The sequence below is a fragment of the Pseudomonas parafulva genome (assembly GCF_000800255.1).
Lineage (GTDB): Bacteria > Pseudomonadota > Gammaproteobacteria > Pseudomonadales > Pseudomonadaceae > Aquipseudomonas > Aquipseudomonas boreofloridensis.
Window position 1 is genome coordinate 2,736,581 of record NZ_CP009747.1, and the last position, 13,713, is coordinate 2,750,293.

Below are 13,713 nucleotides of genomic sequence, written 5' to 3' on the forward strand. Positions count from 1 at the left end.
GCTTGAATGTTAACCCGGCATACCCGATCTGAACTTGATGGCCAGCAGTACCAAGGGCAGGTAGGCAATGACCAGTGCCACCCCGCCATCGAGCCAGCCCGAGACGGCCATGCACGCCAACGGAAAGAGCCAGAGCACGTTGATCAAGAGTACCGCCATCGTGACAGGCTTGTGGCTGCCCAACTGCCGGGAGGCGTGTTGGTAGGCATGGCTGCGGTGCGCTTCGTAGACTTTTTCGCCCCGCAGCAGGCGGCGAATCAGCGTTACGGTGGCATCGACGACGAAGACCCCGAGCAAGATCAACCAGCCTGCGAAGAGTGCCGAGTCCACCCAGGCGGCCTGGAGCGACAGAATGGCCAATGCTACACCCAGGAACCCGCTACCGGCATCGCCCATGAAGATGCGCGCCGGCGGGAAGTTCCAGAACAGGAAACCTGCAACCGCACAGGCCAATGCCAACGCCGCATAGGACTGCTCGAAATGATGGCTGATCACATAGAGGACAACGCCCCCCAGGCACACACAGATCGCCTCGACGCTGGCCAAACCATCGATGCCGTCCATGAAGTTGTACAGGTTTAGCAACCAGACAAAGTAGAACAGCGCCAGTACATAGCCGAACCCACCGAAATCGATGTCCAGACCGAAGGCATGCAGAGGCGGAATTCCGCCCAGGCAGAACAGCGCCCAGGCGCTGCCCAGGAAGTGCCCCAGCAGCCGCCAGCGAGCGGCGACGTGGCCGTGATCGTCCAGGAAACCCAGCAGCGCAATCATTGAACCAGTACCCACCAGCGCCCAGATCAAGTTGCCCGGCAGCAACGACTGGCTGGCGAACACAGGCAGTGACAAGAGGAACGCGACGACGATCGCCACGCCCCCGCCACGCGGCGTGGGCACGCTGTGGGAACTCCGCTCATTGGGAATATCGATGATGCTGCGAGCCAGTGCGTAACGGCGCAACCCGCCGGTCATCACCAGGGCAACCAGCAGTACTGCAGGAAACAACGTCCAAAGAATCATTGAGGCTAGCGTTCCGATTCAAGATATGCGTGGGCTGTAAGTTTCAGCGCTTGGTCGACGCTCAGAGGAGGCGTCCATTCGAGCAAGCGTTTGGTCTTGATGATGTCGACCTGAAGCGAGTCGCACAGTCGAGCTGCGATACCGGGACGACGCACCAGAGACGCTGCGGTCTTGATCAAACCGGCAGGCACGGGCAACAGCTTGGCACTGACGCCCAGTGCAGTACTGGTTTTCTTCAGTAACTCAGTGGTCGAAAGGTCTTGGTCATCGCTGGCCAAAAACACCTGCCCGGCAGCTGCGGGATGGATGAGGCACACACGAATCAAATCCACCAGATTGTCCAGGGCGACCATGCTGCGCTTGTTCTTGATCGCCCCTAGAGGCAACGGGACCCCGGCTTTCAGCCACTTCATCATGGATTGGAAGTTGGCTTTCACATGCGGGCCGTACACCAGCACAGGGCGAACGATGACCACTTCCATGCCCGTGGACTGTGCGAGCGCCAGCAGGGCCCGCTCAGCTTCGAGTTTGGAAATACCATAGGGATCCACTGGCGTTGGCACTTCGTCCGCGGTGTAGGGCGCTCTATGATTGGTCGTTTCGCCATTGACCTTGATGGAGCTGAGGAAGACGAATCGCTTGACTCCGTCTTGAGCGGCTCGTCGCGCAAGCGCCAGCGTCCCTTCGACATTGATCTTGCGATAGTCGCTGAGCGGGTCGGTCGACTGATCGTTCATGACATGCACACGTGCAGCGCAATGAACCACATAATCGATACCCTGCAGCGATGCCTGGAAATCGCTTTGTTCAAGCGATGGCATCATGAATGCGTGCACCCCCTGGGCCAGCGCGGGGGGTGTCTTGCGAACACCCGCCAGCACGCGTAAACCAGGATCACGCGCCAGGGTCGAAACCACACGGGAACCCACGAACCCCGTAGCGCCTGTCACCAGCACTTGTCGTTGCATCAGGCCTGACTCCTCAATGTGCTGTAGATTTCCATATGCTTGCCAACGACCTGCTGGATGGCGAAGGTCTGCTCCGCGAACGCTCGGCCCGCCAAGCCCATCGACCGACGCAGCGCTGCGTCCTCGACCAGACGTTGAATCGCATCGGCCAACGACTGGGAATCACGCACAGGCACCAGCAAGCCCGTGACATCGGCCACGATGGCGTCACGGCAACCTGGGACGTTGGTGGTCACCACCGCTCTGCCACAGGCAGCGGCTTCGATCAAAACTTTTGGCAAACCTTCTCGGTACGAGGGCAGCACGACGATGTTCGACGCCCTGAACACGTTGGCGATATCGGATCGATACCCCAGGCACTGGATCAAGTCGCCCGCAGCCCACGTCTGCAACTGGGCCGGATCGATACTGGTCGGGTTGCCAGGATCTGGATCACCCACCAGTTTGAATACGGCCTCGACACCACGTCCACGCAGGATTTGCGCCGCGTCGACGAACTCCAGGACACCTTTGTCCTTGAGCAGCCTTGCGGCCAGGGTCACCACCACAGGCCCTGCCGGCTCCTCATCGCATTGGTACAGGTCGAGGTCCACGCCCGACCCTTTGATCAGGACGCTCTTTTGCGCCGTGACTGCGCCCAGATCGATGAGTGCCTGCTGGTCATCGGGGTTCTGGAACACCACGCGCACGTTACGCTTGCCGAGCGCCAGTCGATACAGTGTCGACACCACACCCCTGATCAAAGCCGCCTTTCTACCCTGTTTCATGAAGATGAAACCCAGTCCCGAGATAGCCGCCAGCACGCCCTTGACCGGAGACAGACGCGCTGCAATGCCGCCATACAGCACCGGCTTGATCGTGACCAGATGAAGCACATCAGGGCGCACGCTCCAGCACAATTTCACGATATTGACCAGGCTGAGCAACTCCCCGAGCGGATTCTTGCCGCTACGGGTGATCTTCAGTTCGTGGAATGTGAAGCCGAGCGACTGGATCTTGGCCACGGACGGGCCGGCTTGAGTGGCCACGTGAACGTCGTAGCCTTCGTTTCTGGCCCCTTCGGCGATCGGAAGGCGATGCGACAGAAAGAAAGCCGCGTCATTCACGATCATTAATAAAATCGGCTTCATAATTTATTGTTTATCCATCAACACGTGGTCCTTTGCGCCCGCGACCTTTATTGACCACGGGCAAGGCGCAACCGCTTTTCAGTGGTCGACCAGCGAAAGGAGATACTGCCCATAGCTGTTCTTGCTGAGCGACACACCGATCCGCCGAACATCGTCTGCGCTGAGCCAACCATTGTGATACGCAATTTCTTCAAGACAGGCGATCTTGTTGCCCTGGCGCTTTTCGATGGTTTCGACGAAATGTCCAGCTTCGAGCAGACTTTCGTGGGTACCGGTGTCCAGCCAGGCAAACCCGCGCCCCAGCAACTCCACATGCAAGTCACCACGCTCCAGGTACGCCTGGTTGATGCTGGTGATCTCCAGCTCGCCGCGTGCAGAGGGCTTTACCTGCTTTGCCATTTCGACGACATCGTTGTCATAGAAATACAGGCCGGTCACCGCATAGTTTGACTTGGGATGCGCTGGCTTCTCTTCGATCGAAACAGCCCGTTTGTCGCTGTTGAACTCCACGACACCGAAGCGCTCGGGATCTTTGACCTTGTAACCGAAAACGGTAGCCCCTGAGGTCCGACCGGTCGCTCTCTGCAGAACCGGCGTGAAGCCCTGGCCATAAAAGATGTTGTCACCCAGGATCAAGCACACCGAATCGGAACCGATGAACGACTCGCCAATGATGAACGCTTGTGCCAACCCGTCCGGCGAAGGCTGCTCGGCATAGGTCAGGTTGATACCCAGGTCGCTACCGTCACCCAGCAGCCGACGGTAACCGCCAATGTCATCAGGGGTACTGATGAGCAGAATATCCCGGATGCCGGCCAGCATGAGTACCGACAGCGGATAGTAGATCATCGGCTTGTCGTAGATGGGCAGCAACTGCTTGGACACACCCTTGGTGATCGGATAGAGCCGAGTGCCCGATCCGCCCGCCAACACAATTCCCTTCATACCGATGTTCCTTCAGAAACTTGTGCGCCCAGGCGCTCACGTTGATAGCTGCCGTCCTGAACCCGCTGGCACCACTGCAGATTGTCCAGATACCAGGAGACCGTCTTGCGAATACCGGATTCGAAGGTTTCCTGGGGCTTCCAGCCCAGATCCGCTTCGATCTTGGACGCATCGATGGCGTAGCGCAGGTCGTGGCCTGGGCGGTCGGCGACGTGTTTGATCAAGTCGGCATAGCGAGCGATGCCCGACACGGCAGGGTTCTTGTCGACCGGTCGCAGTTCGTCGAGCAGGCTGCAGATGGCGTGCACCACATCCAGGTTGCGGCGCTCGTTGTGTCCACCGATGTTGTAGGTCTGCCCTACGCCACCCTGAGTGACGACGGTATACAACGCGCGCGCATGATCATCCACGTACAACCAGTCACGCACCTGGGCGCCGCTGCCATACACCGGAAGCGCCTTGCCCTCCAGGGCATTGAGGATCATCAGCGGGATGAGTTTCTCGGGGAAATGGAACGGGCCGTAATTGTTGGAGCAGTTGGTCACCACGACCGGCAAGCCGTAGGTGCGATGCCAGGCCCGGACCAGGTGGTCGGAGCTGGCCTTGCTGGCAGAGTACGGCGAGCTAGGCGCGTACGGCGTCTGTTCGGTGAACAGATCGGTCGGGCCTTCCAGGTCACCGTAGACTTCGTCAGTGGAGATGTGATGGAACTTGAAACGCGCTTTGCCCTCGGCGCTCAACCCCGACCAGTAGGCACGCGCCGCCTCGAGAAGCGTGTAGGTGCCGACGATGTTGGTCTGGATGAAATCAGAAGGGCCATCGATCGAGCGGTCCACGTGGGATTCGGCCGCCAGGTGCATGATGACATCCGGCTGATGCCGGGCCAGCACCTGATCCACAGCCGCACGGTCACAAATGTCGACCTGCTCGAAGCGATAGCGGTCATTACCCGAAATCGCGTCGAGGGACTCGAGATTGCCCGCGTAGGTCAGCTTGTCGAGGTTGACGACGCTGTCCTCGGTGTGTTCGATCACATGGCGTACCACCGCAGATCCGATAAAGCCTGCGCCGCCGGTCACCAGAATTTTCATTTTCACGCATCATCCTTCTTCAAACCTACGAGGCGGTGGGGTGCTGAACTGAGCACGCCCAACCCTGCTCGTTGGCCATCCATCATTTTAGAAAACGAACATACCAAGGCATGGCTTTGGCGATACCGTCCGCAATGTCGAAACCTGGGTCGTAGCCCAACAGCGTCCGAGCCTTGCCGATATCGGCCTGCGAATGCCGGACATCCCCCGCCCGGAAGTCGCGATAGACCGGATCGTGGGGATACTGGATGTCGTTGGCTGCCAGCGCATCACGCAGCGCCGCGAACAACTGGTTCAGGCTCGTGCGTCCACTGACGGCAACGTTATAGACCTGATTCGTGGCCTCTTCCCGATCGGTGGTGGCCGCCAACAGGTTGGCCTGCACGGTGTTTTCGATGAAGCAGAAATCTCGGCTGGTTTCACCGTCGCCGTTGATATAGACCGGCTCGCCCTCGATCATCGCCGCCGCCCACTTGGGAATGACGGCCGCATACGCGCCGTTGGGATCCTGGCGCTTGCCGAAGACGTTGAAATAACGCAAGCCGACGGTCTTGAAACCATAAGTCCGGGCGAATACGTCGGCATAGATTTCGTTGACCAGCTTGGTCACGGCGTAAGGGGACAGCGGCTTGCCGATCACGTCCTCGACCTTGGGCAACCCGGGATGGTCACCATAGGTGGAACTGCTCGCGGCATACACGAAGCTCTTGACGCCTTCGTCTCGCGCGGCCACCAACATGTTCAGGAAACCATCGATGTTGGTGCCGTTGGTGGTGATCGGATCGTTGATCGAACGCGGCACCGAACCCAGAGCCGCCTGGTGAAGCACATGATCCACGCCAACACAGGCCTTGGCGCAATCCTCGAGCTTGCGAATGTCACCTTCGATGAATCTGAAGGCAGCCCATTGCTCGGCGCTCACCGAACCTTGCACTTCGTCCAGATTGCGCTGATGGCCGGTGGCAAAGTTGTCGAGGCCGACAACGCGCTGGCCGAGTTTTAGCAGCGTTTCCAGCAGGTTGGAGCCGATGAAGCCCGCCACGCCCGTGACCAGCCAGGTCCGCGGCGTTTTCGGCAAGGATTCGATGAGTTGTTCATATGCAGTCATATAGCGTCACCACTTCGAGGGGATCGGGGAGGTCATGACCTCCCCCTGTTTACAGGCGCAGGTCCGAGGAGGTGGCTGGCAGCAGGTACTTGAGGTCGTACAGCACGTGCGCGTCCTTGCCCAAGGCGCGGAGCTGGCTTTCGCCCATTGCCTTGAACTGCTGGTGAGCCACGGCCAGCACGATGCCGTCGTACGCAGCAGCGTCCGGTGCAGCGACCGGCGTGATGCCGTATTCGTGCTGCGCCTCTTCAGCGCTGACCCATGGATCGAAGACGTCGACCTGGATGTTGTATTCCTGCAGCTCGGTGACGATATCGACGATCTTGGTGTTGCGCAGATCCGGGCAGTTTTCCTTGAAGGTCAGGCCCATGATCAGAACGCGAGCGCCGTCCACATGGATGCGACGCTTGACCATCGCCTTCATCAGTTGCGAAGCGACATAGGCGGCCATGCCATCGTTCAGGCGGCGACCGGCGAGAATGATCTCGGGGTGATAGCCGATGCTTTGTGCCTTGTGCGTCAGGTAGTAAGGGTCGACACCAATGCAGTGCCCACCGACAAGACCCGGACGGAACGGCAGGAAGTTCCACTTGGTACCCGCAGCCTGGAGCACCGCTTCGGTATCGATCCCCAGCTTGTTGAAGATCAGCGCCAATTCATTGATCAGGGCGATATTCAGATCCCGCTGGGTATTCTCGATAACCTTGGCAGCCTCGGCGACCTTGATGCTGCTCGCCTTGTGGGTGCCGGCGATGATGATTTCTCGGTACAGCGAGTCGACCAGTTCAGCCACTTCTTCATTGGAGCCGGAAGTGACTTTCTTGATGGTCGCTACACGGTGTTCTTTATCGCCTGGGTTGATCCGCTCAGGGCTGTAACCGGCGTAGAAGTCTTTGTTGAAGACCAGGCCCGATACCCGCTCCAACACCGGCACGCAATCCTCTTCGGTCGCACCAGGGTAGACAGTGGATTCGTAGATGACGATATCGCCGGCCTTCAGAATCGAACCGATGGTTTCGGAGGCCTTGATCAACGGGGTCAGGTCAGGCTGGTTGTACGCGTCGATCGGCGTGGGCACGGTAACGATAAAGACGTTACAGCTTTTCAATTCATCGACTTGAGTGGTGAAACGCAGCCCTGAAGCTTCGGCAAGCTCCTCATCGCTGACTTCAAGCGTGGAATCGGTACCTTTGGCAAGCGCTTCGATACGCGGCCGACTAATATCAAAGCCAACCACCGAGCGCTTTTTACCAAACTCGACCGCCAGTGGCAGACCGACGTAGCCAAGGCCGATAACAGCCAGCTTAATATTCTCTAGAGAAAACATGCCTTATCCCAAGTAATGTCACGGAAAAAAACTGTATGGAACAGGCTCCGTCACTCCCCTGCTTCCATTCGGGTTGGCGACCCATCAGCCGCCGCCTCCCTGAGTGATTCTGATATACGCCTGTGATCGCAACCGCGCCGGTGACATGACTGCGCCTTCGCGTGTGTTGCGCGAGCGCGATATCCCACGTCGTTAGGTATCACTGGGCGTGCATTCTACCCCATACCTGCTGCCTTCCCTAGACGTGAATACCCCCGGCCACACCAACAATCGCGCATTGGCCCTTCAGTTGTAACTGGGGTCAATACATGAATGAGGTGGATCATCCATGGCAGGTGGCCATATGACAGACGCCAGCGCAGGACGTTCTATGGACCACACGATATCTCATCAACCCGATACGACTGGGTTAAAGATCGCCGTCGCCAATACGATCCGCGCTTTCAGCGCCGATGATGAACCTGCTAACCTTGCCTGATTTCGCCCAGCCGCACGACTTGGCATCGACATCATTGTGAATCTGGGCAACCAGACTACCGACCCGCCGGCCCAGAGCCTTGTTCGCAGAGTCATGCACGTGCTGGACACAGGATTTACCGATCAGGGAAGGGAGCGCACGTTGTTCGATGTCCAAGAATTCCGACTGGGCACTTCGGTGCCCGCTTAAGCATCGAATCCTCCAGCCCACGGCCCCTGCCGCGCTGTGACTGATTCTCCAAGCAGAGCCTCGATACAGCGCTCTCATCTACCCAATACTTGACCTTGACGCGATTACTCTTATGTGTGGACTTGCAGGACATTTCAATCTGACAGGACAGTCGTCCGAAGCAGCGCTGCTTCTGGAAAGCAAACGGATGGCGGACACCATCGTTCATCGCGGCCCGGACGATGAGGGGCTGTGGGTCGATCCGGTCGTCGGCCTGGGTCTCGCCCATCGACGTTTGGCCATCGTCGACCTCTCGCCGGCCGGGCATCAACCGATGCCCTCGGAATCCGGGCGCTTCGTCATGGCGTTCAATGGCGAGATCTACAATCACCTGGAGTTGCGCCAGCGCCTGGAAAGCGAGGGCAGAACGGCCTCCTGGCGCGGCCACTCCGACACCGAGACGCTGCTGGCCGGCTTCGAGACCTGGGGCATCGAGGCGACACTGAAAGCGGCCATCGGCATGTTTGCCATCGCGCTGTGGGACACGCACGATCGCCAACTGATCCTGGCGCGAGATCGGCTCGGCGAAAAGCCGCTGTACTACGGCTGCCAGCAAGGTCAAGGCAACACCGTGTTCCTGTTTGGCTCGGAGCTCAAGGCACTGCGAGCTCACTCGGCCTTTGCGGCCGCCATCAGCAGACCCGCATTGGCGCTGTACGTGCGCCACAACTACATTCCCGCCCCTCACTCCATTTATGAAAACATCTACAAACTGCAGCCTGGCTGCCTGCTGAGGATTTCGCCCGAGCATCCTGAGCCTGTCATCACCGAGTACTGGTCCGCTGCCAGCGTCATGGCCGAGGGCACTTCGCAACGGCAGCGCAGCCTCGCACCAGAAGAGGCGGTCGAACAGTTGGAGACACTGCTCAAGTCCGCAGTCTCTTTGCAGATGATGGCCGACGTTCCGCTGGGCGCTTTCCTTTCAGGCGGCATCGACTCATCGACGATCGTTGCCTTGATGCAGTCCCAGTCGTCCCGGCCGATCAGTACCTTTACCATCGGTTTCCACGAAAAGGGTTATAACGAGGCGGAGCACGCCAAGGCTGTCGCGAAACACCTGGGAACGCAACACACCGAACTCTACGTAACACCGGAACAAGCCATGGCAGTTATTCCTCAACTGCCGACCATGTACGACGAGCCCTTCTCCGATTCGTCGCAGATCCCCACCTATCTCGTCTCGCAACTGGCCCGCCAGCATGTGACCGTTTCGTTGTCGGGCGACGCAGGGGATGAGTTGTTCAGCGGGTATCGGCGTTACAACGTCACAGCGAATACCTGGGGCAAGATTTCCAAACTGCCACAACCTGTGAGAACCGCGCTTTCACGCTCGATCACCGCGCTCTCCCCGGCTACCTGGAGCCGCTTGGCCGGCTGGCTACCCGGCTCGAGCCCACGCATCGGCGATCACCTGCACAAAGGTGCTGGCGTACTCAACTCCACTTCCGTGGAAGCTCTTTATTACGGCCTGGTCTCTCAGTGGTCGGATCCTGCGTACATCGTCATAGGCGGCGCGGAACCCGCTACGATTTTGACTGGCGCAATGCCGGACCTGAGCAGTCTCGAGCCCGTGGAGAGAATGATGGCCCTGGACTTGCTCACCTATCTTCCTGACGACATCTTGGCCAAAGTCGATCGGGCATCGATGGCCACATCGCTCGAGTCTCGTGTCCCCATGCTGGACCACCGCGTAGTGGAATTTGCCTGGCAACTGCCGCATGCCTTGAAGCAACGGGACGGGGTCGGCAAGTGGATACTTCGCCAAGTCTTGTATCGCCACGTTCCGCAAGAACTGATCGATCGCCCCAAGATGGGCTTCGGCATTCCAATCGACGAATGGCTACGCGGCCCACTTCGCGATTGGGCGCAGGCATTGCTCGACGAACAACGATTGCGCAAGGAAGGGTACTTCCACCCCGGGCCCATTCAGCAAAAATGGCAAGAACATCTGAGCGGGGCGAAAAACTGGGCCTACCATCTTTGGAACATCCTGATGTTCCAGGCGTGGCTTGAGGAAAACCATCCGGCGGGTTGACGCTCGATCGCTGTCCTTGCGCAGACAGTTCGAACACAGCCAAGACAAGGGCAATCTCGTGTAAACGAGATTGCCCGCAAGTCAGATTGAACTACTACTCATAAGGCAGGCGGACTGGCGCTCTGTCGTAAGTGGTAGCCCGACTAAGGCGCACCAAGACGCAGCGAGCCAAGTAGAATGCCTGTATCGGATACAGCATCCAGACGTACAGGCCGAATCGATCATTGTAGGCAACGTCGAACGTCAGAATGTGAACGATGCCAAAGTAAGCCGACATCTTGAACAACATCATCATGCGCCGATCGGTAAAACCCACAGCCTTCATGCACAAAAGGAAGAAGATCGAACAGGATGAGAACAGCCAGAAACTCAGCCTGAAGCCTGTTTGGTAATCAATGGCTGAGGTATCACCATAATTGATTGATACGCCCATCGCGGCCAGCTGGTCAAATAGCAATGTTGCCAAGGATTTGAAAATCCCGAACACCGAGCATGCCGACACCAAGATCCAAACCAGCAGCAACAGTGAGACAGGTAATTTGGCAGTTGTCCGCCTGAAAAACACCCACGGCAGAAGGATGACCGTTGATTTGTGAAACACCAAGGACACCAACGCCAGCAGGCGAGGCCGCCATTTCTGCCCACCTAACAGCCTGGAGATAGCCAGCAGCACGAGTGCCATTGCCAGCCCCTGACGAATGACGTTGGCCGTCAGAGAAAGAAAAAACGGGTAGATCAGGATGCAGGCGAACACCATGACTGTCATTGATGAGCGAATGCCGAACACTCGTACAGCGAGACGGTGATAACTCAAACTCAGCAGCAGCGGCACCACAAAGAATAAAACGCGCAGATCCAATCCCATTTCGGACAGGAAGAGCGTGATTACTGCGAAGCCGGGCTCGAAGATTGCGAACGGATGCCCCGTTCCATTGACAACCGTCTCGTAGAAATCCAAGTAGACAGACGTATCACCCTCGATTTCGGCAGGCCGAGTACTAATGAACCACGAGGCCAGCAGCGTAACCAGCAAGATGAGAAACGCTTCGAAAAAGGCGACCAAATGATAATTAGGTATATTTCTCAGGCGAAACTTCACCGCCGCGAAGGTCAATAACAGCGTAAGCACCACAAAGAAAACGTCGTCATACAACGTCAGATAAAGCATAACCGATACCTTTGTGACTTATCGCACTCTATCCCTGGGCCCTACCGTCTTACGAACACGTACCGTTTCCAGAAACTTTGACAGCCTAAAGTACCCGACATGCCTGATAGCGAACATCAGTGATGTCCGGAACACTGACTTGGTCGATCGCGCCATGGCCAACAGGGTAACCAGGAAGTTGGCATAAAGATCAGTTCGCAGCTCATTATGTTTTTCGAAATAATGGGCGATGTCGCCAAAATAAATCGAATACGCTTTTTTTCTACCCGCCACCGTCGACAAGTAGGAACCATTACCAGGATTGCAGCGGTACATGACCAACGGCTTGTTGATGTAAACGCCGCGCCCCTCGCGAATCAACGAGTCCATGGCAAAGAACCACTCCATGAACTCCCGGTCGATGCTCGCCTGACGAGAGGATCGGCGGTAGGCGTAGGAGCTGTGCACACAGGTCGCGCCCCAGCGAGCCAGTTCAGACAATGTAAAGAATGTGTGATAAGGCGCTTGCTCTCCTGGGTACACCGTCATCGACTGGTAGCTCCGATCATCGGAGAAGTAGATGGCTTTGTGGAACACGATGTTGACGTCTGAATGCTCGACAAACAGGTCGTATTGTTCCTGCAACTTCCCAGGCATCATCACATCGTCACCATCGAAATGGAAAACGACATCACCTTTGGCCATGGCATGAACACCATGATAGTTGAGTGCTGCGCCGACATTTTTTTCGCGCAAAAGCAGTGTGAGTCGTCCAGGGTGGGCATCCGCATAGCGACGAATAACGGCCTGAGTATTATCTGGCGAGCAATCATCGGAAACGATGATTTCGCAAGGAAAGTTAATCTCTTGATTGAGGATGCTATCGAGACATTCTTCGATGTACTCTTCCTGCCTGTAACAAGAAACAACGACAGTTGCTGTCAGCATCGAGCAGTCCTTCTTGAATAAATATAAAAGCCCGTGACAGAGCTCAAAAAGTAAATGACATTCATCACGACATGGGCAATGAACACGCCTTGCAGCCCCCAACCTTGATGCAGTGCGAGCACACTTAAGGAGCAGAACAGTAGACCTTGGCCTATCTCCACCATCACATACAGGCGCGTGGCTGCTTTCGCTACCACGACGAAACCGATCACATAGGTCGAAATACGTAAAAAGTCACCAATCAACTGGTACTGTATATAGCTCGTGAGCCCAGAAAATTCTTGTGAGAGCAAAAGCGGAATGAAAAACCCCCGCATCAAGTAAAGCACCGACGCACCTACGAAAAACAGGCCCATCACCAAAAGCATGAACTTACGTACGGTGTTCGCTACCCGCTGTCGATCTTGCTCAGCAGAGACGATCGGCATGAAGTAAGCCGCCAGGAACACGACAAAGAAGCCCATATACGCACTGGACAGCTTGATGGAGGCTTGCCATAACCCGGCAGCCTCAAGGCCAACACTGTCAGTCAAGGACTGTCGAACGACGATCTCTACGACCGGCACGCTCAGGGCGCCTACAATCGCCATCAACGTGAAGCTGCACAACTTGCGCATGCGTGGCCATTCGAATGTGCGCCATCGAATGGTAGGGCGAAGTCTTGAGCGAGCGTAAAAGTACAGGGCTGGCAACGTGTAAGAAAGGTAAAACGTCAACATGGCCAGCGCTGCACCCGCTAGCCCATATTGGCGGGTCAGCCACCAAGCGATCGGCAACGTGATCGAGTTACCGATAATCTGAATGGAGGCATACACCTTGGTTTTGTGCAAACCATTAGCTGTGCCATTTACAAGATTGCTGAAGGCAAATCCAAATTGGGCCAACCCCATGACTACGATCAGCCATTGAAATTTCTCATCACCCATTAGGAATCGAGCCAAGGGCGCTTGAAAAACAATTGCGATCAACACGATTACGCTGCAAAACACCAATGAATAGTATCGTGCATCTGCCAAGAAACGCAGCAACTCTCGCGGACGAGCTTTGTATTCAGCCACGTACTTGATGACCCCGTTCTGGATTCCTCCACCCGCCAAAAGCGACAAGAACAATACGGCACTCATGAAATTGCCCAACTGGCCCATGCCCTCAACACCGAGGTAAACCGCTACCAGCTTGAGCAGAAGGAAACCGACGCCGATCTTGGACAATTGAGCAAGGGTAGTCAGAGCCGCACTCAACAACAACCCGCTGCGCGCGACTCTTCTCATCTTGAGATCACCACTTG

Annotated in this window: 12 protein-coding genes; 1 reads left to right on the forward strand and 11 read right to left on the reverse strand. The window is 56.8% G+C overall.

Translation table 11 applies throughout. From position 1 onward, the window contains the following. Nucleotides 1-9 precede the first annotated feature (9 nt). From NJ69_RS11670 to NJ69_RS11705, 8 genes are all read right to left on the reverse strand, one after another. Nucleotides 10-1,020: an MraY family glycosyltransferase gene (locus NJ69_RS11670; protein WP_029613732.1), complete on the reverse strand. Its 1,011-nt coding sequence runs from the start codon at nucleotides 1,018-1,020 to the stop codon at nucleotides 10-12. 5 nt (nucleotides 1,021-1,025) lie between these two features. Next, a complete protein-coding gene (locus tag NJ69_RS11675) occupies nucleotides 1,026-1,988 on the reverse strand; it encodes a UDP-glucose 4-epimerase family protein (RefSeq protein ID WP_039579230.1) in 963 nt (320 codons plus the stop codon). Then, nucleotides 1,988-3,118, reverse strand: coding sequence for a glycosyltransferase family 4 protein (locus tag NJ69_RS11680; RefSeq protein WP_039579232.1), 1,131 nt, complete (start codon nucleotides 3,116-3,118; stop codon nucleotides 1,988-1,990). Before NJ69_RS11680 ends, NJ69_RS11675 begins: the two co-directional genes overlap by 1 nt. A 78-nt stretch (nucleotides 3,119-3,196) precedes the next feature. Then, complete coding sequence (rfbA, locus tag NJ69_RS11685; protein ID WP_029613730.1) at nucleotides 3,197-4,063, reverse strand: glucose-1-phosphate thymidylyltransferase RfbA; 867 nt, start codon at nucleotides 4,061-4,063, stop codon at nucleotides 3,197-3,199. After that, the gene (gene rfbB / locus NJ69_RS11690; RefSeq protein WP_039579234.1) at nucleotides 4,060-5,154 is read right to left on the reverse strand and encodes a dTDP-glucose 4,6-dehydratase; all 1,095 of its coding nucleotides are present in this window, start codon (nucleotides 5,152-5,154) and stop codon (nucleotides 4,060-4,062) included. Before rfbB ends, rfbA begins: the two co-directional genes overlap by 4 nt. Nucleotides 5,155-5,236: 82 nt before the next feature. Beyond that, nucleotides 5,237-6,262 (reverse strand): NAD-dependent epimerase/dehydratase family protein, encoded by a 1,026-nt coding sequence (locus tag NJ69_RS11695; protein ID WP_039579236.1) that lies wholly within the window; start codon nucleotides 6,260-6,262, stop codon nucleotides 5,237-5,239. A gap of 49 nt (nucleotides 6,263-6,311) precedes the next feature. Further along, the gene (tviB, locus tag NJ69_RS11700) at nucleotides 6,312-7,589 is read right to left on the reverse strand and encodes a Vi polysaccharide biosynthesis UDP-N-acetylglucosamine C-6 dehydrogenase TviB (RefSeq protein ID WP_039579238.1); all 1,278 of its coding nucleotides are present in this window, start codon (nucleotides 7,587-7,589) and stop codon (nucleotides 6,312-6,314) included. A 409-nt stretch (nucleotides 7,590-7,998) separates the two neighbouring features. Further along, entirely contained in the window at nucleotides 7,999-8,223 is a 225-nt protein-coding gene (locus NJ69_RS11705) for a hypothetical protein (protein ID WP_155290533.1), read from the reverse strand. A 145-nt stretch (nucleotides 8,224-8,368) separates the two neighbouring features. Here NJ69_RS11705 and asnB point away from each other — a divergent pair, with 145 nt between their 5' ends. Beyond that, nucleotides 8,369-10,330, forward strand: coding sequence for an asparagine synthase (glutamine-hydrolyzing) (gene asnB, locus NJ69_RS11710; protein WP_039579241.1), 1,962 nt, complete (start codon nucleotides 8,369-8,371; stop codon nucleotides 10,328-10,330). Between the two features lie 94 nt (nucleotides 10,331-10,424). Here asnB and NJ69_RS11715 read toward each other — a convergent pair whose 3' ends face one another. The 3 genes from NJ69_RS11715 to NJ69_RS11725 are packed head-to-tail and all read right to left on the reverse strand — an operon-like array spanning nucleotide 10,425 to nucleotide 13,696. After that, nucleotides 10,425-11,498: an EpsG family protein gene (locus tag NJ69_RS11715; RefSeq protein WP_039579258.1), complete on the reverse strand. Its 1,074-nt coding sequence runs from the start codon at nucleotides 11,496-11,498 to the stop codon at nucleotides 10,425-10,427. An 18-nt stretch (nucleotides 11,499-11,516) separates the two neighbouring features. Further along, complete coding sequence (locus NJ69_RS11720; protein ID WP_039579260.1) at nucleotides 11,517-12,425, reverse strand: glycosyltransferase; 909 nt, start codon at nucleotides 12,423-12,425, stop codon at nucleotides 11,517-11,519. Beyond that, the gene (locus NJ69_RS11725) at nucleotides 12,419-13,696 is read right to left on the reverse strand and encodes an O-antigen translocase (protein WP_080754810.1); all 1,278 of its coding nucleotides are present in this window, start codon (nucleotides 13,694-13,696) and stop codon (nucleotides 12,419-12,421) included. Before NJ69_RS11725 ends, NJ69_RS11720 begins: the two co-directional genes overlap by 7 nt. Between the last annotated feature and the right edge of the window lie 17 nt (nucleotides 13,697-13,713).

Bases quoted from the DNA above. Each gene is read 5' to 3' on its own strand.
- NJ69_RS11680 (WP_039579232.1), bottom strand. From the start codon at position 3,118: ATGAAGCCGATTTTATTAATGATCGTGAATGACGCGGCTTTCTTTCTG.
- NJ69_RS11720 (WP_039579260.1), bottom strand. From the start codon at position 12,425: ATGCTGACAGCAACTGTCGTTGTTTCTTGTTACAGGCAGGAAGAGTAC.
- NJ69_RS11675 (WP_039579230.1), bottom strand. From the start codon at position 1,988: ATGCAACGACAAGTGCTGGTGACAGGCGCTACGGGGTTCGTGGGTTCC.
- NJ69_RS11670 (WP_029613732.1), bottom strand. From the start codon at position 1,020: ATGATTCTTTGGACGTTGTTTCCTGCAGTACTGCTGGTTGCCCTGGTG.
- rfbA (WP_029613730.1), bottom strand. From the start codon at position 4,063: ATGAAGGGAATTGTGTTGGCGGGCGGATCGGGCACTCGGCTCTATCCG.
- NJ69_RS11695 (WP_039579236.1), bottom strand. From the start codon at position 6,262: ATGACTGCATATGAACAACTCATCGAATCCTTGCCGAAAACGCCGCGG.
- rfbB (WP_039579234.1), bottom strand. From the start codon at position 5,154: ATGAAAATTCTGGTGACCGGCGGCGCAGGCTTTATCGGATCTGCGGTG.
- asnB (WP_039579241.1), top strand. From the start codon at position 8,369: ATGTGTGGACTTGCAGGACATTTCAATCTGACAGGACAGTCGTCCGAA.
- NJ69_RS11715 (WP_039579258.1), bottom strand. From the start codon at position 11,498: ATGCTTTATCTGACGTTGTATGACGACGTTTTCTTTGTGGTGCTTACG.
- tviB (WP_039579238.1), bottom strand. From the start codon at position 7,589: ATGTTTTCTCTAGAGAATATTAAGCTGGCTGTTATCGGCCTTGGCTAC.
- NJ69_RS11725 (WP_080754810.1), bottom strand. From the start codon at position 13,696: ATGAGAAGAGTCGCGCGCAGCGGGTTGTTGTTGAGTGCGGCTCTGACT.